At 62.0% G+C, this 16,881-nt stretch carries 16 protein-coding genes and 1 riboswitch; of the genes, 8 read left to right on the forward strand and 8 right to left on the reverse strand.

All coding sequences use genetic code 11. From position 1 onward, the window contains the following. Window positions 1-294: 294 nt before the first annotated feature. The 3 genes from VFZ66_00195 to VFZ66_00205 form a co-directional block, all read right to left on the reverse strand. Entirely contained in the window at window positions 295-936 is a 642-nt protein-coding gene (locus VFZ66_00195) for a hypothetical protein (GenBank protein ID HEX6287571.1), read from the reverse strand. A gap of 237 nt (window positions 937-1,173) precedes the next feature. Further along, on the reverse strand, window positions 1,174-2,376 hold the full coding sequence (gene cysS, locus VFZ66_00200) for a cysteine--tRNA ligase (GenBank protein ID HEX6287572.1): 1,203 nt from the start codon (window positions 2,374-2,376) through the stop codon (window positions 1,174-1,176). A 188-nt stretch (window positions 2,377-2,564) separates the two neighbouring features. Next, window positions 2,565-3,017, reverse strand: a complete 453-nt coding sequence (locus VFZ66_00205) for a hypothetical protein (protein HEX6287573.1) — start codon at window positions 3,015-3,017, stop codon at window positions 2,565-2,567. 69 nt (window positions 3,018-3,086) lie between these two features. On the opposite strand from VFZ66_00205, the gene VFZ66_00210 reads away from it, so the two are divergent. Next, window positions 3,087-3,884: a class I SAM-dependent methyltransferase gene (locus VFZ66_00210; protein ID HEX6287574.1), complete on the forward strand. Its 798-nt coding sequence runs from the start codon at window positions 3,087-3,089 to the stop codon at window positions 3,882-3,884. A gap of 298 nt (window positions 3,885-4,182) precedes the next feature. Here VFZ66_00210 and VFZ66_00215 read toward each other — a convergent pair whose 3' ends face one another. Next, on the reverse strand, window positions 4,183-4,347 hold the full coding sequence (locus VFZ66_00215) for a hypothetical protein (GenBank protein HEX6287575.1): 165 nt from the start codon (window positions 4,345-4,347) through the stop codon (window positions 4,183-4,185). A gap of 192 nt (window positions 4,348-4,539) precedes the next feature. Between VFZ66_00215 and VFZ66_00220 the strand changes: the two genes are divergently transcribed. The 4 genes from VFZ66_00220 to VFZ66_00235 all read left to right on the forward strand — a co-directional run bounded on the left by VFZ66_00220 (window position 4,540) and on the right by VFZ66_00235 (window position 9,052). Then, window positions 4,540-5,529 (forward strand): lysylphosphatidylglycerol synthase transmembrane domain-containing protein, encoded by a 990-nt coding sequence (locus VFZ66_00220; protein ID HEX6287576.1) that lies wholly within the window; start codon window positions 4,540-4,542, stop codon window positions 5,527-5,529. Window positions 5,530-5,562: 33 nt separating this feature from the next. Next, a complete protein-coding gene (locus tag VFZ66_00225; protein ID HEX6287577.1) occupies window positions 5,563-6,843 on the forward strand; it encodes an NAD(P)/FAD-dependent oxidoreductase in 1,281 nt (426 codons plus the stop codon). Window positions 6,844-6,915: 72 nt separating this feature from the next. Further along, the gene (locus VFZ66_00230) at window positions 6,916-8,265 is read left to right on the forward strand and encodes a hemolysin family protein (protein ID HEX6287578.1); all 1,350 of its coding nucleotides are present in this window, start codon (window positions 6,916-6,918) and stop codon (window positions 8,263-8,265) included. 148 nt (window positions 8,266-8,413) lie between these two features. Further along, window positions 8,414-9,052 carry a CoA pyrophosphatase gene (locus VFZ66_00235; GenBank protein ID HEX6287579.1) on the forward strand — a complete coding sequence of 213 codons (639 nt, stop codon included), beginning with the start codon at window positions 8,414-8,416 and terminating at the stop codon, window positions 9,050-9,052. A gap of 245 nt (window positions 9,053-9,297) precedes the next feature. On the opposite strand, the gene metH is transcribed toward VFZ66_00235, so the two are convergent. After that, window positions 9,298-12,891, reverse strand: a complete 3,594-nt coding sequence (gene metH / locus VFZ66_00240) for a methionine synthase (GenBank protein HEX6287580.1) — start codon at window positions 12,889-12,891, stop codon at window positions 9,298-9,300. Window positions 12,892-12,948: 57 nt separating this feature from the next. Beyond that, entirely contained in the window at window positions 12,949-13,242 is a 294-nt protein-coding gene (locus VFZ66_00245) for a hypothetical protein (GenBank protein ID HEX6287581.1), read from the reverse strand. A gap of 146 nt (window positions 13,243-13,388) precedes the next feature. Next, window positions 13,389-13,504: riboswitch (SAM riboswitch) on the reverse strand. 177 nt (window positions 13,505-13,681) lie between these two features. Between VFZ66_00245 and VFZ66_00250 the strand changes: the two genes are divergently transcribed. From VFZ66_00250 to VFZ66_00260, 3 genes are all read left to right on the forward strand, one after another. Then, entirely contained in the window at window positions 13,682-14,683 is a 1,002-nt protein-coding gene (locus VFZ66_00250) for an alpha/beta hydrolase-fold protein (protein ID HEX6287582.1), read from the forward strand. Between the two features lie 26 nt (window positions 14,684-14,709). Continuing rightward, a complete protein-coding gene (locus tag VFZ66_00255) occupies window positions 14,710-15,339 on the forward strand; it encodes an SGNH/GDSL hydrolase family protein (protein ID HEX6287583.1) in 630 nt (209 codons plus the stop codon). Window positions 15,340-15,434: 95 nt separating this feature from the next. After that, window positions 15,435-15,833 (forward strand): VOC family protein, encoded by a 399-nt coding sequence (locus VFZ66_00260; protein HEX6287584.1) that lies wholly within the window; start codon window positions 15,435-15,437, stop codon window positions 15,831-15,833. Window positions 15,834-15,929: 96 nt separating this feature from the next. On the opposite strand, the gene VFZ66_00265 is transcribed toward VFZ66_00260, so the two are convergent. Continuing rightward, window positions 15,930-16,217 (reverse strand): hypothetical protein, encoded by a 288-nt coding sequence (locus VFZ66_00265; GenBank protein ID HEX6287585.1) that lies wholly within the window; start codon window positions 16,215-16,217, stop codon window positions 15,930-15,932. A gap of 164 nt (window positions 16,218-16,381) precedes the next feature. Then, the gene (locus VFZ66_00270) at window positions 16,382-16,837 is read right to left on the reverse strand and encodes a hypothetical protein (GenBank protein ID HEX6287586.1); all 456 of its coding nucleotides are present in this window, start codon (window positions 16,835-16,837) and stop codon (window positions 16,382-16,384) included. Between the last annotated feature and the right edge of the window lie 44 nt (window positions 16,838-16,881).

Raw genomic sequence — 16,881 nt, forward strand, 5'->3', positions numbered from 1 at the left:
TATAAATAACGTCTCAGCGGAGTAGGTAAAGAATGCATGTTGTAGGTCCCTTATCGGGCATCAAGGGGAGAGCGAGGATGAGCACTCCTCTAGGTTATCTTAGTTCCACCGAGCGATTTCGGACTTGCCCTGTGCTACGTCCCAGCGCATACGTGTCTGCCTCTTTAGTAATCGTGATGAATACTGCCGTAGTACTCATCCGCTCCGCTCATTTACCTGATTTACCAATGGAGTTTCCGCTCTGCCTGAGATTTAGGCGGGCCGAGAGAGTGCTCATCTTCACCTTTCAGCATATCATGCCGTCGTCAGTTCTGCAACTGGGCTATGACGCTGATTTGATAACCAGCCAGCTAACCGTCGGTTAGTAGCTGCCAGAACGGAGCGCGCCGCCGCCTCGGCAACGCTGCTCCGCACGAATGCTGTGCCAAGCAGGTGTTCGACATCGATGTCCTGACAGGTGACATAGACCGTGATAACCTCACGCGATCCAAACTCTGCCGATTGTACACCACCGAGGCTAAACGGCGCGTGAGGAACGAAGAGCATATTGATCGCAGCAATTGCCGCTGTGCTAGCCGCATGTGCAATGCTCTGCTCGATCGGGTAGTGTGCTCGATACTTCTGCTCGCCGTTGATCAGCTCTACCTCGACAAACATGCCATCGATCTGCTGAATCTGCTCAACTCGTCCGAGCACAATGCGCTCCGACGCAGTAGTATCCCCTGTTTGAACCAGGCTAATCCGCCGGTAGTCGATCCGATAGGCGTAGCGCACGATCAACAAGCTCTCTATGTCGCGAACGATCTTTTTAGGCGAGCGACGCGACGAGGCTGCAACATGGATCTCGCCAATGCCATCATCGCTCAAAAAGATACGAGCACCACGGACTCCAGGGATGGTCAGCAGGGCCTGTTCGAGCGTAGCTGTGTCGGGCAAGGACACGCCACCCTGAGAGATTGCCTTCAACACGAAAGCCTCCGGTAGCTGGACAAATGGACGCAAATACAGATGACGGTACTCTGTTTAGGGTGAGATATTGTAATGCCTAATCGGATGATGCTGTGCAAAGGTATAAACTTTGTTAGGCATTCTTGGTGATTTATAGAGTAGCGTATCTGGCTAGCCCCGGCGAGTCGCGAAATGGTACTTTAGGGCTAGGTTTCTATAGTTCTCTTAAACAGGCCAAAGTTGCGCTCCAAGAACGTTTGCCATGTCGTGCAAGACACGCTGGGCTGGGCGCACATCCTGTTGGGCCTGCGCTGCGGTAATAACTGCGGCTGCCAGATCCGACAGGACGACGATGGCGGTGGGGGTATCGAAGTTGTCGGCCAGCGCGGCAAGGAATCGCGCGCGGTCCTGCTCGCCGTCGAGCACATAGCCGCGATCCGCGCCGGTGGCTGCCAGCGCCTCCCGCAGCGTCGTGACGATCTCCTCGGCGCGCGCGACCGCCTGATCGGCATACTCGAACTCCGCGCCATAGGGATAGCTCAAGATCGCCAGACGTAGCGCAGGCGGCGAGTAGCTCGTCAGCACCTCGTCGACAAAGACCATGTTGCCCAGCGATTTGGACATTTTCGTGCCGCTGAGGGACACCATGCCGGTATGCATCCAGTAGCGCACGAACGGCGTCACGCCCGTCACCGGCTCTGCCTGCGCGATCTCGCAGGCATGATGCGGGAAGATCAGATCCGTGCCGCCGCCATGAATATCGATCTGCGAGCCCAGGTACTCGGTTGCCATGGTTGAGCATTCGATATGCCAGCCGGGGCGTCCTGGCCCCCACGGGCTCTCCCAGGCGGGCTCGTCCTCTTTTGAAGGCTGCCAGAGCACGAAATCCAGCGGATCGAGCTTGTTGGGATCGTCGGGGTTGTTGCCCATCTCATTCGCCATCGCCAGCATCGTCTGGTAATCGGCGTGGGCGATTGCGCCGAAGTTCTCATGCGATGCGGCATGGTAGTAGACGCTGCCGTTGCGCACGTAGGCGTGGCCCTGCTCGATCAGCCTGGTGATGACCGAGATCATCTCTGGAATAACGCTGGTAGCCCGCACGTAGAACTCCGGCTTTTCGATGTTGAGCCGCTGCAACGCTCTGAGGTAGCGCTCGGTCTGCTGCTCGCCGAGATCCTGCCAGCGCACGCCGTCGCGCCGGGCTCGCTCAAACAGCGGCTCGTCGATGTCGGTCACGTTTTGCACGTAGCGGACGCGAAGGCCCTGATGTTCGAGGTAGCGTCGCAGCGTATCATAGACGACGCCCACGCGCGCATGGCCCAGGTGGCTGGTTTCGTATGGTGTGATACCGCAGACGTACATTTTGACCACGCCGCTGGGAAACTCTGCTTCCTCCACGCGGCGACTTAGCGTGTTATAAAGTCGCATAGGAGCCTTATCGTATGCTGAAAGAATCGGCTGCGCGCCAGCCGCACAGCCGTTGTGCTACACAGTGCATGGATCGTGTCGGTCCTATCCTGGTGCAAGTTCAAAGAGGCTTGTAGACAGTGCTCTGCTCCGACCCTGAAAAGATTTAAGCTCGTTGGGAGCATCCCACAGCCTGGCCTGACGGCACGCTAAATATTACACTGCATCGCGATAGCCTGCATCCAGCCGCTCACATCGACGGGAGTCGGCAGCTCGTCCATGGCGGCGACAAGCCACTGCTGGTACAGATCGGCGTAGCGATCCAGCGCGAAGATGCCAGCCTGGGCCGTCTCAGGAAGGAATCGCTCGTACACCTTGTTGGCGCTGTCGATCAGGATCGTGAACGGCAACGAGCCGAGCGTGCCCGCCGCATCCTCGCTGCCGACCACGACGATACCCCGCGCCGGTAGCTGACGCCAATCTTCCGCGTGTCGTGCTAGATGCTGAAGATACTGCTGCGCATCAACGCCACTGCGGAAGATCAGCAGGAGCAGATGTTCGCGCCCGCGCTGTTTGGCGAGATTGTGCGGCTGCCCGTATTTGTCGGGCAGCGTGAACAGCGGCACAACTTTATGGAGCGGCAACTTTGCACTCTGTTTCATATCCACCTCCAGATCGCTAACGATCCGTCCTACCTGGATTATACTGCAACTATGTAGCCAGGAGACTCTATGCGCGATAACTATGCGCTCGACGCCGAGCTGTACGATGTTGTGTATGCCGATTATACCGATGATATTGCGTTCTACGTCGAGGAGACGCGCCAGGCGGATGGGCCGTGTCTGGAGCTTGGCTGCGGCACGGGGCGGGTGCTGATTCCGGTAGCCGAGGCCGGGGCGACCGTGACGGGCCTGGATGTTGCCAAGCCGATGATCAGCCGTGCGCGGCGCAAGGTGGCGGCGCTTCCCGACGAGGTGCGCGCGCGCGTGACGCTCGGCGAGGGCGATATGCGCTCGTTCAAGCTCGATACGCAGTTTGCGCTGATCTACATTCCGTTTCGCGCTTTTCTGCACCTTATGCAGGTCAGCGATCAGCTTGTGGCGCTCAACAATATTCGGCGGCATCTGCGGCCCGGCGGTACACTGGCGCTCAATTTCTTCGATCCGTCGCTCGAATATATCGTCAGCCACAGCGGGCCGATCGGCGGGGCGCTGCATACCACTGGCGAGACGTTTGTGGAACCGCGCAGCGGGAATCTGCTGGTGGAGTGGGCAACCGTGCAGTATACCCAGCATTTACAGCGGATCGACCAGTATTTTATCTATGATGAGGTTGATGCGCGCGGGCGTGTGGTTGGGCGGCTGTATCGTCATTTGCAGATGCGCTATATCTTTCGCTGGGAGTTCGAGCATCTGCTGGCGCGCTGCGGCTTTGAGGTGGCGGCGCTGTATGGCTCGTTCAACCGGCAGCCCTATGGCAAGGCAGGCCAGGAGTTGATCTGGGTGGCGCGAAAATGTGAGGATGGGTAGAGAACAAAGAACAGGCGCACAAGGGACCAAAGGGAGCAAGCGGCGCACCGAGCACCCAATTCCCCTGGCCTGCGCCGCGAAGACGGAGGCCAGCCTAAACGCCCGGCAAGGCGGGTGCCCTCCGGTCGTGGGGTACACGCTGGGCGGCGATTGGCGGGAGAGCCAAGAGCCAAGTTCAAAGAACTCGAAACTCGAAACTCAAAACTTTGAACGCGAAATGTCGTAGTGCCGGGCCGTGAGGTGGCGCGACACCGCGCAGCATCGGTGTGGCTGGTATGGCTTGCCGCGCGGTGCCCCGCTATGCGACCCGCTGCCCGTAGCCCGCGCGCAGCAGCTCCATCATCAACTGATCCAGCACTGCCTCCGCCTCAAGATACGAGCGAGCATAGCCCACAAGTACGCCGTCCAGATAGATTGCAAAGTCTTGTGTGTTGCGGCTGTACATAATATTCTTACGATGCATACTCGGACTCCTGTTTGTACTCGTTACGTCTGGTTGTATTTTAGCACGAACGTTCTGATTTATCAAGTATCTGATTGACAAAAGCCGTAGGCATCGTTATGATCCGCATGGCAGCGTGGGTACCCTCCGGGTAGCGCTGCCATATTTGTGAAAGAGGGTTGCGCGTTGCGCTCGTGGAAATTCTGGTTCGGGGTGTTGGTGAGCGCCCTATTTGTATGGCTGACGGCGCGAGGGTTGGAGTGGAGCGCGTTTTATTCGGCGCTGCGCGGCGCGCGCTACGAGTGGCTGCTGCCAGCGGTCGTGGTCTATTTCGGCGCTGTCTGGGCGCGCACCTGGCGCTGGCACTATATGCTGCGGCACATGAAGCCGGTGAGCGTCGCGCGGCTGTTTCCGGTGGTCGTGATCGGCTATATGGGCAACAATGTCTATCCGGCGCGAGCGGGCGAGGTGATTCGGTCGTATGTGCTGAAGAAGAAAGAAGGCGTGAGCGTCTCGGCCTCGCTGGCGACGGTGGCCCTGGAGCGGCTCTTCGATGGGCTGGTGATGTGCGCGTTCGTCTTTTTCGCGCTGCCGTTCGCGCCGCTGCCGCCGATCTACCAGCGGATTGTGATCGGCTTTAGTCTGCTCTTCTTTGTGGTGCTGATCGTCTTCTTGCTGCTTGCGGCGCAGCCCGATCGGACGGATGCCTTGGCGGCGCGGCTGATCAACGCGCTGCTGCCGCTGCGTATTCGGCCCGGCGCAACGGCGCTGGCGAGTAAGTTTCTGATCGGCCTCCACGCGCTGCGCTCCCCGCGCGAAGTGGTGATGATCCTGCTGACATCGGTCGCTATCTGGCTGACGGAGACGGGCAAGTACTGGGTGATCGCGCACGCATTTCCAGAGCTGAACGTCAATTTCATGGTGCTGATGCTGATGACGGCGGTCGTCAATCTGGCGACGACGCTACCCTCGGCGCCCGGCTACGTGGGCACGTTCGATAAGCCGGGGATCGAGATCCTCAAGGCGTTCGGGCAGCCCGCAAATATCGCCGCCGCCTATACGATCGTGCTGCATGTCGCGCTGTGGCTGCCGATCACGCTGCTGGGCTTTGTGTTCATGGCTCAGGAGAGCCTGCGCTGGCGTGAGCTGGAGCTGGTGACGCACGACGATCCGACGACCACTCCCGCAATCTTGACAGAGTAGCACACACAATGCGCAGTACAGGCAACGAATAATATGAAGATTGGCATCATCGGCGGCGGCTTTGCAGGTCTGACCGCCGCGTACGATCTGCTCAAGGCGGGGCATCAGGTGACGGTCTTCGAGGCCGCGCCGCAGGTGGGAGGGCTGGCCTCCGGCTTCAAAGGCGAGGGCTGGGACTGGTCGCTTGAGCGCTTCTACCACCATATTTTCAGCACCGACGCGGCGATCATCGAGCTGGCCCAGGCGATCGGCGCGGGCGAGATGATCTTTTTCAACAGGCAGACGACGGCCTTTTTCTGCCCTGAGCACGGCGCGCATCCCGTGACGACGCTGGGCCTGCTGGCGTATCCACATCTGCCGCTGATCGACCGGATTCGGTTTGGCGTGAGCGGCCTGCAACTGAAGCTGCGCGGCGACTGGCAACGTCTGGAGCGCGAAACCGCCGAGCGGCATCTGATCCGCTGGGCCGGGAAGCGGGCCTACGCCGCGCTGTGGAAGCCGCTCTTTGACGGCAAGTTCGGCCCGTACGCGCCCGACATCAACGCGGCCTGGATCTGGGCGCGGGCCAAATCGCGCTCGTTCAAGCTGGGCTACTTCAAGGGCGGCTTTCAAGCCTTTGCCGACGCGCTGGCCGCGTCTGTCAGCCAGCGTGGCGGCACGATCCTGCTGAACAGCCCGGTCCAGCGTCTGGCGCAGGCCGATGGCGGCTGGCAGGTCTGTCTGGAGGGCACCGAGCAGCACTTCGACCGCGTGATCGTCGCGTCGTCGCCTCCGGTGCTGAGCAGGCTTGTGCCAATGCTGCCGGACGTTTATACTGAGAAGCTGCAAGCGCTGAAGTCGATCGGCGCGGTGGTGATGGTCGCTGCGCTCAAGCGGCAGCTCTTGACCAATGGCGTCTACTGGCTGAACATAACCGAAGGCGTGCTGCCCTTTCTGGCGCTGGTCGAGCACACAAATATGATCTCGCCGCAGCACTACGGCGGCGATCGGCTGATCTACTGCGGTGATTATCTGCCGGTGGAGCATCGCTATTTCTCGATGTCGGCGGAGGCAGTGCAGCAAGAGTGGCTGGCGACGCTGAAGATTGCCAATCCCAGCTTCGATCAAAGCTGGGTTAAGCAGACCTGGCTATTCCGCGAGCCGTACGCGCAGCCGATCGTGCCGGTGAATCATTCGCGCAATCTGCCGTCGCTGCGAACGCCGCTGGATGGTTTATTCTTTGCCAGCATGAGCCATGTGTATCCGTGGGATCGCGGAACAAATTTTGCGGTGGAGCTAGGGCATCGCGTGGCGCGTGAGGTGCTATCGGGGTAAGGTCCATAACGCGCCGTCTCAGTAGCTGCCGGCAGCCGCCATGTGCGGCGCTGCGCGTAGTGTAAAGGTGTTATGGAAGACTCAACAGGTAGTCTGGTTATTCGGATCATGGCCGTTCTGCTGCTCGTCGGTTTGAACGGCTTCTTCGTTGCGGCAGAGTTCGCGCTGGTCGGGGCGCGAGCCTCGCGGCTGGATCAACTCTCCGAAGAGGGACGCGGCGGCGCGAAGCTGGCGCGCTACATGCAAAACCATCTCGATCGGTATATCGCCGCGTCGCAGCTCGGCATCACGGTGGCGAGCCTGCTGCTGGGCTGGCTGGGCGAGGATACCTTTGCCCAGTTGATCGAGCCGCCCGTGGCGCATGCGCTTGAGGCGCTGCTCGGCCCGATCCCGGCGGTTTCGGGCTATGCGACGGCGATCAGCACGACGATCGGCTTTGCGGTGGCGATCTTTATCGTCACGACGCTGCATATCGTGCTGGGCGAGCAAGCGCCCAAGGTCTTTGCGATCCGGTCCGCGGAGCAGGTCGCGATCTTTTGTGCGCGGCCTTTGCAGATCTTCAACAATGTGTTTGCCCTGCTGATCCGCTTTCTCGACTGGCTGACCAATCTGGTGCTGCGGCTCTTCGGCGTGCGCGGCCAGACCGGCCACCACGGCCCGCCGACGCTGGAGGAGCTGCGGATGATGGTGCAGGCCAGCGGCAAGGGCGGTGAGATTGCCCAGGAAGAGCAGGAGTTGCTGATCAATGTCTTCGACTTCGGCTCGCGGGCGGCGTATCAGGTGATGATTCCACGCACCGATGTGCGAACCATCGACGACGATGCGACGGTGCGTGAGTTTCTTCAGATGTTCAGCGAAACCGGCCACACGCGCTTTCCGGTGCTCGGCTCAGGCGGCATCGACGATGTGCGCGGGATTATCTCGGCTAAGGATCTGCTGGTTGCGCTCGGCGACGGCAGCATCTCCTTCGATCAGCCGATCCAGCCGTTGATCCGGCCCGCGTTCTTCCGCCCCGACACGAAGCGCGTCAGCGATCTGATGCACGAGATGCAGGGGGATCGGCAGCGCATGGCGGTGCTGATCGACGAGTACGGCGGGATGGCCGGTATCGTGACGCAGGAAGATCTGGTCGAGGAGATCGTCGGCGAGCTGGACGACGAGCTGGATACCAATCCCGACGATATTCGTCCGATCGACGAGCAGCGCGCGGTGGTCGAGGGCAGCACGCACATCGACGATGTCAACCATGAGCTTGAGCTTCAGATCCCAAGCGGCGATTACGAGACGATCGCCGGATTTATCCTGAACTGCCTGGGCCGTCTGCCGAACGAGGGCGAAACCATCCATTACGATGGGATCGTGCTGACGGTGCTCGAAATGCAGGGGCCGAGGATCGCGCGGGTTGAGATTCGGAGGACGTGAGGCGCAAAGAACCAAGAACCAAGAATCAAGCGAAGAACAAGGGATTAAGGGATCAAACCGGGTGCCATGCCCAGAGGGCACCCGCATGGGCGACGGACGCACCAAGAGCCGGAAACTTGGAACTTGGAACTTGGAACTCGAAACTTCTATGGCACTCGATCTACAGACGCTCAAGCAGCGGCTGACCGATCCGGCTAGCGATGGCCTCTGGCTGCGCGATCGGCTGATGCTACATTTTGTCGATGGCGGCGCGGCGCGTCCGATCGCGCCGCCGCCGGGCGCGCCCACGCCACATCAGGGCGCGGTGCTGGCGCTGCTCTACCCGCACGACGGCGAGATCTGCCTGCCGCTGACGGTGCGCAACGCAGCGCTGCGCAAACACTCCGGCGAGGTGTCGCTGCCGGGCGGGCGCTTCGATGAGGACGATCGCGAGCTGCGGCGGACGGCACTACGTGAGGCGTGGGAGGAGCTGGCGATCACTCCGGCGGCGGTGACGCTGTGGAGTACGCTCACGACGGTCTGGATTCCGGTCAGCAACTTCCAGATCACGCCCTTCGTCGGCTGGTCCGATCTGCGTCCGGAGTTCACGCCCGCCACCAGCGAGGTCGCCGAGCTGATCGAGGTGCCGCTGCGCACGCTCATCGATCCCACGATCATCCGCGCCGAGGAGTGGGAGCGCAACGGCGTGCGGATGCATGTGCCGTTCTTTCAGGTGGGCGAGTATAAGGTCTGGGGCGCGACGGCGCTGGTGCTGGCCGAGCTGGTGGGCAAGCTGGTCGAGCGGTAGCCGGCGCCGCCATACACAGCCGCTACAACCCTTGATCTCCATTTCGCGAATATATGAGAATAATCCACGGCCTTAGAGATCGGATCGCCCGCACCCCGACAACGCAGCAATACCACCGTCGGGGCGTATGCAATACGCCCCGAATCCAACGCGCCATGACCACCAAGGACGAAGGGTTGGGGCACGCGGGTGCCCTCTGGGCATGCGTGCCCTGGATCGTACGGTGATAACAACCCGATATGGTCTTATCCCAACGCCTGCGCTACGTCCTGCTCGGCCCGCTCACGGATACCGCCGCCGATCGAGAAGTACGTCGCCTGCGGATGATGCACCACGATCGCGGCGGTGCTCTGCTCCGGCACGATCTGGAACGACTCGGTCAGCGTCGCGCCGATCGTCTCAGCCGGGAGAAGCTGCCAGACCTGCGCGTGCTGCTCCAGATCCGGGATCGCGGGATAGCCCCAGGAGTAGCGCTTGCCGCGCTTGGGATCGTCGCTCAGGCCCAGGCCCTTGCGGATGACCTGATTGGTGTACTCGGCCAGGCCCTCGGCAGCAGTAACACCCAGGCCATGCACGAAGTACGAGCGGCTGTAGTCGCCCGCAGCCTGGAGCGCGTCCACGTACTCGGTCGCAACCTGGCCCATTGTCACCACCTGGAAGGCCGCCACATCGACCCGCCCGCTCTCGACGCTGGCGAAGTAATCGGCCAGGCACAGCCGCTCGCGCTCCGGCTGTCGCGGAAAGGCAAAGCGCTGTAGCTCACGCAGAAACTCCGGCTTGAGCGTGCCCTTGGCCTGTGCCCACAGCGCCGGATCATAGATGATCAGATCGTTGCCGTCGGATTGCACCGGGAAGAAGCCGTAGGTCACGGCGGGCTTGAGCCAGCCGCGCTCCTGAGCATCGCGCTGTAGCTCGCGCAGCCGGGGCATGAACTCGCTGTCAAGCAGCCGCCGGTACTCGTCGCCCTTAGCGTTCTTCGCGCCCCACTGGAGCCGGAAGAGCGTGTTAAGATCCATGTGCTGCCAGACATCCTCCAGCCGAATGCGCGTCGTCGCCTGCGCGCCCCAGAAGGGCGGCGTCGGAATGTCGATGTCGGCGCGGACATTGGAGCGGATCTTGGCGACGTTCTTTTCTTTGCCGAGCTTTTCGAGCACCGTGCGGCCTCGCTCCGGCTCGCGCAGCGCCTGGGTCGCCGCGGCGATCGTCTGGTGGACGAACGTCTCGCGGCGATTGGGATCGACCAGCTTATCGACGGTTTCGAGGCCCTCGAACGCATCCTTGCAGTAGAAAACGCCCGAATCGTATGGCTCCTCATCGCCGACGAACAGGATGCGCTGGCCGTACTGGCGGTTGATCGCAGCGCCGCCGACGATCACCGGGAAGTTCAGGCCGCGCCGGTGCAATTCCTGCACGCACAGCGGCATCTGCTTCGAGGTGCTGACCAGCAGCGCGCTCAGGCCGATCGCGTCGGCGTCGACCTCGATCGCCTTCTCGATGATCGTGTTGAGCGGCACCTGCTTGCCCAGGTCATAGACCGTATAGCCGTTGTTCGACAGGATCGTGTTGACCAGGTTCTTGCCGATGTCGTGAACGTCGCCGTAGACCGTCGCCAGCACAACCTTGCCTTTGGTCGTGCCCTGCTGCTTATCGAGATACTGCTCAAGATGCGCGACGGCCTTCTTCATCACCTCCGCCGACTGAAGCACGAACGGCAGGATCAGCTCGCCCGCGCCGAACTTATCGCCGACCTCTTTCATCGCTGGCAGCAGCACGTCGTTGAGGATCGCCACCGCCGCATCGCCACGCGGCAGGCCCGTCTCCATGCGCGTCTGAAGCGTCGCGTCGATGTCGCTGTCGATCGCCTCTTTCTTGCGATGGACGATCTTCCAGTGGATGCGCTGATCGACGGTCAGGCCCTCGGTCGGATCGGCCTTTTCGTCCTGCTCCGCCGCCTGATTTTCCTCATAGAACTGGATGAAGCGCGCCAGCGCCTGGTCGTCGCTATTGAAGATCAGATCTTCGCAGACCTTGCGCTGCTCCGCCGGAATGTCGGCGTAGGGCGTGACGTGCGCCGGATTGATGATCGCCGAGTCGAGGCCGGCTTTGACCGCATGATACAGAAAGACCGAGTTGAGCGCGCCGCGCGCGTGCGGCGCGACGCCGAAGCTCAGGTTGGAGACGCCCAGCGTCGTGAAGCAGCCGGGGATCTGCGCCTTGACCAGCCGAATGCCCTCGATCGTCTCGATCGCCGCGCGGCGCAGCTCCTCCTGGCCGGTGGTGATCGGGAAGGTCAGCACGTCGAAGATCAGCGCCTCGCTGGGCACGCCGAACTCGTCGTTGGCGATCTGCGCGATACGCTCGGCAATCGCCAACTTCTTCTCGGCGGTATGCGCCATGCTCTCCTCGTCGATCGTCATCGCCACCGTCGCCGCGCCGTAGCGCGCCACCAGCGGCAGCACCCGGTCGATCTTCTCGCCGCGACCGCCTTCCAGCGAGACGGAGTTGACGATCGCGCGGCCCGGGTACATTTGCAGCGCGGCCTCCAGCACATCCGCCTCGGTCGTGTCGATCACCAGCGGCAGCTCGATGTTCATCGTCAGCTTCTTGAGCAGCCTGACCATCTGCTCCTTCTCGTCGCCGCGCTCGGTCATCGCCACGCACACATCGAGCACATGCGATCCGGAGTCCATCTGCTCGCGGGCAACCTCCATCACGCCATCGTAGTCGTCGTTGAGCAGCAGCCGCTTGACCTTGCGCGATCCCAGCGTGTTGACGCGCTCGCCGATCATCAGCGGCGCGGGCTCCTGCACCAGCGCTACGGCCCGAATGCCCGACGAGACGCTCGGCATGTACTCGATCTCGCGCTGCTTGGGCGGCGTGTCGTGGCCCACCACCTCGCGCAGCCTGGCGATATGCGCTGGTCGCGTGCCGCAGCATCCGCCGACGACCGCCACGCCGTACTCGCGGACGAACTCGCCCAGGATGCGGGCGAACGGCTCCGGCTCCATCGGGAAGACCGTCTCGCCATTCACTTCGATCGGCAGGCCGGCGTTGGGAATGCACGAGATCGGCAGCCGCGAGTGCTGACACAGGTAGCGGATCGCGTCGCGCATATGCTCAGGGCCGGTCGAGCAGTTCAGGCCGATCACATCCGCGTTCATCGCCTCAAGCGTGGCGATCATCGCCGGAATATCGGTGCCGAGCAGCATGCGACCTGAGACATCGAGGAAGACCTGCGCCTGCACGGCCACATCGTGGCGCTCAAGCGTCTCTTTGGCGCGACGAATGCCGTCCAGCGCGGCCTTGACCTCCAGAATATCCACGCTCGTCTCGATCAGCAGCACATCCACGCCGCCTTCGATCAGCGCGACCGCCTGCTCGTAGAAGGTATCCGAGAGCTGCCCGAAGGTCACATCCGACAGCGCGGGATCATCCGAGGAGGGCAGCTTACCGGTCGGCCCGATCGAGCCGGCCACGAAGCGCCTGCGCCCGTCTTTGGCCGCGTACTCGTCGGCCACCGAGCGCGCCAGACGCGCCGCGTTGACGTTCAGCTCGTGGGTCTGCTCGGCCAGGCCCCACTCTTCGAGGCGCATGCGGGTAGACTGGAACGTGTTGGTTTCGAGCACGTCACAGCCCGCCTCCATGAACGAGGTGTGAATCTGGCGAATGATGTCGGGCCGCGTCCATGCCAGGTAGTCGCGCGCGCCGTTGTAGCGCTCGCCGCCGAAGTCCTCCGCCGTCAGCGGATACAGATCGAGACTGGTGCCCATCGCGCCATCGTAGACCAGCACCCGCTGGCGCAGCGCTTCGAGATATGGCGATGTCCGTGTATGTGTCATGCTTGGTCCTCTTGATGTTCGCTGTGTTGCGAATAGTTCAGCCTATCGGCTTCGATGCTACGAGCCGCAGCCCGGATAGCTGATCCACGGCTCTGCCACGGAGCGGCGGCGGGCGTGCCAGCCCAGCGGCAGCCGCGCCAGGTCCAGAATCGTCGGATCGTGCCGCGCGAGCGTGCCAAGCTCGACGGTGATTTCATCCTCGGCATCGATCAGCCGCGCGTCGAGAAACAGCCAGGTCCCATCTTCGATCGCATGAGTCGCGAACAGGATCGGCGCGCCGTCGCGGATCACGCGCTGGCTGGTAATCGCGACGGTCGCCTGTGGCTCCGTGAACGTCCAGGTAGTGCTCATAGCCTCGTGGCGCGCCGTCAGGCCGGGATGGGTGCCCCCAACGCTTGCCCTGTCTAAGGATCGATCAAGCACAGGTAACACTGTTCCTTGATAGCGCACTAGCTGCACTAAAAAACCTCTCACGCTCGTGAGAGGCATCCAGCACCTCCTCATCTGCCAGACCAGGTCTGCCGGAATTGGCACCCACTCAACGACAGAGATTCTATCGTTCCGGGTTGCCGGGGCTTCGTCGGGCCGGTCCCTCCGCCCCTCTGGATGAGGTTTTATTCGATTGGTAGGCAGTGTACCATTCGTCGCAGGCGTCGTCAATCGGCAGTTTTGCTCGCTCGTATCGTGCATGAGCGCTGCTCGGACGATCGCATCGCTCGGTGTCGCGGCTGGCTGTCCGCGATTGGGCGCTTTCTGCTACAATCGGCCTGGTTCAAAGCGAGGTGTGAGCATGACCAGCCGGATTGTGTTCGAGACGATCAGCAGCGATGCGCTTGCCGACAACCCGCTCGGCGATCCGCACGTCCGCACGCTGCCGATCTATCTGCCGCCCAGCTACGACACAGCGCCCGATCGGCGCTATCCCGTGGTCTGGATGCTGGCCGGGTTTACCGGGCGGGGCCAGATGTTGCTCAACGATAATCTGTGGACGCCGACGATTCAGCAGCAGCTCGATCTGCTCATCGCCAGGGGCATGGGCGAGATGATCATGGCGCTGCCCGATTGTGCGACGCGCTACGGCGGCTCGCAGTATCTCAACTCCGCCGCCACCGGGCGCTACGCCGATCATCTGCTGGATGAGCTGGTGCCGCTTGTGGACGCGCGCTACCGCACGCTGCCGGGTCCGCAGCATCGCGGCGTGATGGGCAAGAGCAGCGGCGGCTACGGCGCGCTGATCCACGGGATGCGCCGCCCCGATGTCTTCGGCGCGGTCGCGTGTCACAGCGGCGATATGTACTTCGAGCTGGTCTATAAGCCCGATCTGCCCAAGTTTCTCAACCGCATCGCCCGCAACAGTTACGATCCGCAGGCATTTCTGGATGAGTTTTTCGCCAAGGCCAAGAAAAGCGGCTCCGACATCGGCGCGCTGAATGTGCTGGCGATGGCCGCCTGCTACTCGCCCAATCCCGAAGCCCCCGGTCTGCCGATCGATTTCCCGATCGATCTCTATACCGGCGAGCTACGGCCCGACGTGTGGGCGCGCTGGCTGGAGCACGATCCGGTCGAGCTGGTCGCGCGCTACGCCGACAATCTGCGCCAGCTCAGGCTGCTCTTCTTCGACTGTGGCACGCGCGATGAGTACAATTTGCACTACGGCGCGCGGATTCTTGCCCGGCGGCTGAAGGCGGCGGGAGTAGCCTTTGAGCACCAGGAGTTCGACGACGATCATCGCTCGATCTCGTATCGCAACGATGTATCGCTGCCCAAGCTGGCAGCGGCGCTCGGCGCATAACCGTGCATTAGCAGGAAGGTGGTAGCTTGCTCTTCCAACAACATCAGAAGATCGTCTTTATCGGCGACAGCATCACCGACGCCGGGCGGCGCGGCGTGGGCTCGCCCTACGGCACAGGCTACGTCAATCAGGTGCGCAGCCTGCTGCTGGCGCGCTATCCCGATCTGGCGCTGCGCTTCGTCAATCACGGCGTGGGGGGCGATACGACACGCCATCTCGCCGATCGCTGGGAGCGCGATGTGCTGGCCGAGCGTCCCGACTGGCTGGTGCTGATGATCGGGATCAACGATGTGTGGCGCTCGTTTGGCCTGCATCCTCACGAGGCGGTGCCGCTGCCGGAGTACGAGGCGATCCTCCGCGATCTGCTCGATCGCACACGGGCGGCAACCGGCGCGCGGCTGATCCTGATGGAGCCGTACATGATCGAGGCTGACCGCAGCGTGCCGATGCGCCGCCAGATGGATGGCTATGGCGAGGTCGTTGGCCGTCTCGCCGACCAGTACGCCGCCGTGCTGGTGCGCACGCAGGCTGCTTTCGACGCGGCGCTGGCCCACAGCACGCCCGAAGATTGGGCAGATGATCAGATTCATCCTAACAGCGCCGGACATGCGATCATCGCGCTGGCGCTGCTGCGCGCGATTGGCTTTGAGCTGTAGATTGCCGTAAGGCCGTTCGGGGGAGAACCCTGGAACTGCTCCATCCTTTGGAAACGACCTGCCTTGGATGGTTCATACAGGAATGAGGTGCGAAGATGGCGACGTTGAACAAGCTTACGCCCAATCTGATGGTCGAGGATGTCAACCGGACGCTCGAATTTTACACGCGGCTCCTTGGCTTCGAGCGCCTGGCAAGCGTGCCGGAAACCGGCCAGTTCGATTGGGCAATGGTCCAGCGCGACGGCGTGCAGTTGATGTTCCAGGCGCGCGCCAGCCTGGGCGGGGAGGTGCCAGCGCTGGCAGATGCGCCGATCGGCGCGTCGCAGACGTTCTATATCGAGGTGGAGGGCCTGGACGAGCTGTACCGACAGCTCAAGGATCAGGTCGAGATCGTCGCCGAGCGGCATACGACGTTCTACGGCACCGAGGAATTTGCCTTCAAGGATTGCAACGGCTATGTGCTGGCGTTCTCCGAGGCGCAGAATCGCGCATAGCAGGAACGAGCCGCATCCTGGGAGGCTGAGTCGCCAGGATGCGCGCTGCCGCTCTGCCGAAGGCTCGTCCCGCGTACTGCGTTACTCTGCAAAGCCTTAGCGGACCATGTCGGAGGCACGCCGCCCCGATGGATCGCAGCGGATCGCCCGATGCGCGAGATCGGTGTGGAAGATGTAGCGCTGGCCGCTGTGCTCCAGCGTCACGCGGTAGCCCGGCGTGATCACCTGCATGTACATCATGCCCGGCTGCGGACAGCCAAGCGAGCTATCGCTCCACTCCATCTCTTCCACGTCGACGATCTGAACCGCCTGTGCGTCGCAGCCGAGTGTGTCCGCAAGCTGCTGCCGGGCGAGTACCACAACCGGCTGATTATGCTGGCTCATCGTTGTGCTCCTGAAACAAAAGAACTGGAAGCAGTTGCTTCCAGTCCATCAATAACCGTTCCGGCGCTTGTGCCGGATCAAGACGCATGTGGGCGAAACAGCGTCCGCGATGTTGCACGAGAGAGGAATTGTTGGAGCTTCCCCAAACGCGGCCTGTCGTCGCGCTACCCGCCGAGCGGCTTGGGATCGCCCTTGTCGCACCAGATCGCCTGCTGGCCGGTGCGGTCGGTATGCACCTCGTAGGTCTGCGTGCCGTCGCTGTAGGTCAGCTTGTAGCCCGGCACAATCATTTCGGTGTACATCATATCCGGCTTGGGGCAGCCCAGCGCGCCATTCGACCACTCAACCTCTTCTTTGTTCTGAAGTGTGAGACTATCTGCGGGCTTGTTGATTTCAGTCGATAGAGCGGTGATCACGTTCTTTTCCAGCTCTCCCAGGCTGCCCATCAGGTCGGTTCCGGGGCTGCCGGATACCGAGCTGTCGCCGGATGCAGCCGATGCAGAAGGTGAGGGCATCGTCGAGGCCGGAGCCGATCCGGTCGAGTCGCTGCCGGTGGATGGGCCTGCCGCGCCGCACGCAGTGAGTGAGAGCAGAAGCAAGCCAATGGCTAGTTTGCGCATGTTGTCCTCCTTGGAGTGTGTCGATTGATTCAAAGACGCGACTT

It is taken from the genome of Herpetosiphonaceae bacterium, from assembly GCA_036374795.1.
Lineage (GTDB): Bacteria > Chloroflexota > Chloroflexia > Chloroflexales > Kallotenuaceae > LB3-1.

Bases quoted from the DNA above. Each gene is read 5' to 3' on its own strand.
- VFZ66_00225 (HEX6287577.1), top strand. From the start codon at position 5,563: ATGAAGATTGGCATCATCGGCGGCGGCTTTGCAGGTCTGACCGCCGCG.
- VFZ66_00245 (HEX6287581.1), bottom strand. From the start codon at position 13,242: ATGAGCACTACCTGGACGTTCACGGAGCCACAGGCGACCGTCGCGATT.
- VFZ66_00210 (HEX6287574.1), top strand. From the start codon at position 3,087: ATGCGCGATAACTATGCGCTCGACGCCGAGCTGTACGATGTTGTGTAT.
- metH (HEX6287580.1), bottom strand. From the start codon at position 12,891: ATGACACATACACGGACATCGCCATATCTCGAAGCGCTGCGCCAGCGG.
- VFZ66_00235 (HEX6287579.1), top strand. From the start codon at position 8,414: ATGGCACTCGATCTACAGACGCTCAAGCAGCGGCTGACCGATCCGGCT.
- VFZ66_00230 (HEX6287578.1), top strand. From the start codon at position 6,916: ATGGAAGACTCAACAGGTAGTCTGGTTATTCGGATCATGGCCGTTCTG.
- VFZ66_00265 (HEX6287585.1), bottom strand. From the start codon at position 16,217: ATGAGCCAGCATAATCAGCCGGTTGTGGTACTCGCCCGGCAGCAGCTT.
- VFZ66_00250 (HEX6287582.1), top strand. From the start codon at position 13,682: ATGACCAGCCGGATTGTGTTCGAGACGATCAGCAGCGATGCGCTTGCC.
- cysS (HEX6287572.1), bottom strand. From the start codon at position 2,376: ATGCGACTTTATAACACGCTAAGTCGCCGCGTGGAGGAAGCAGAGTTT.
- VFZ66_00215 (HEX6287575.1), bottom strand. From the start codon at position 4,347: ATGCATCGTAAGAATATTATGTACAGCCGCAACACACAAGACTTTGCA.
- VFZ66_00260 (HEX6287584.1), top strand. From the start codon at position 15,435: ATGGCGACGTTGAACAAGCTTACGCCCAATCTGATGGTCGAGGATGTC.
- VFZ66_00270 (HEX6287586.1), bottom strand. From the start codon at position 16,837: ATGCGCAAACTAGCCATTGGCTTGCTTCTGCTCTCACTCACTGCGTGC.
- VFZ66_00205 (HEX6287573.1), bottom strand. From the start codon at position 3,017: ATGAAACAGAGTGCAAAGTTGCCGCTCCATAAAGTTGTGCCGCTGTTC.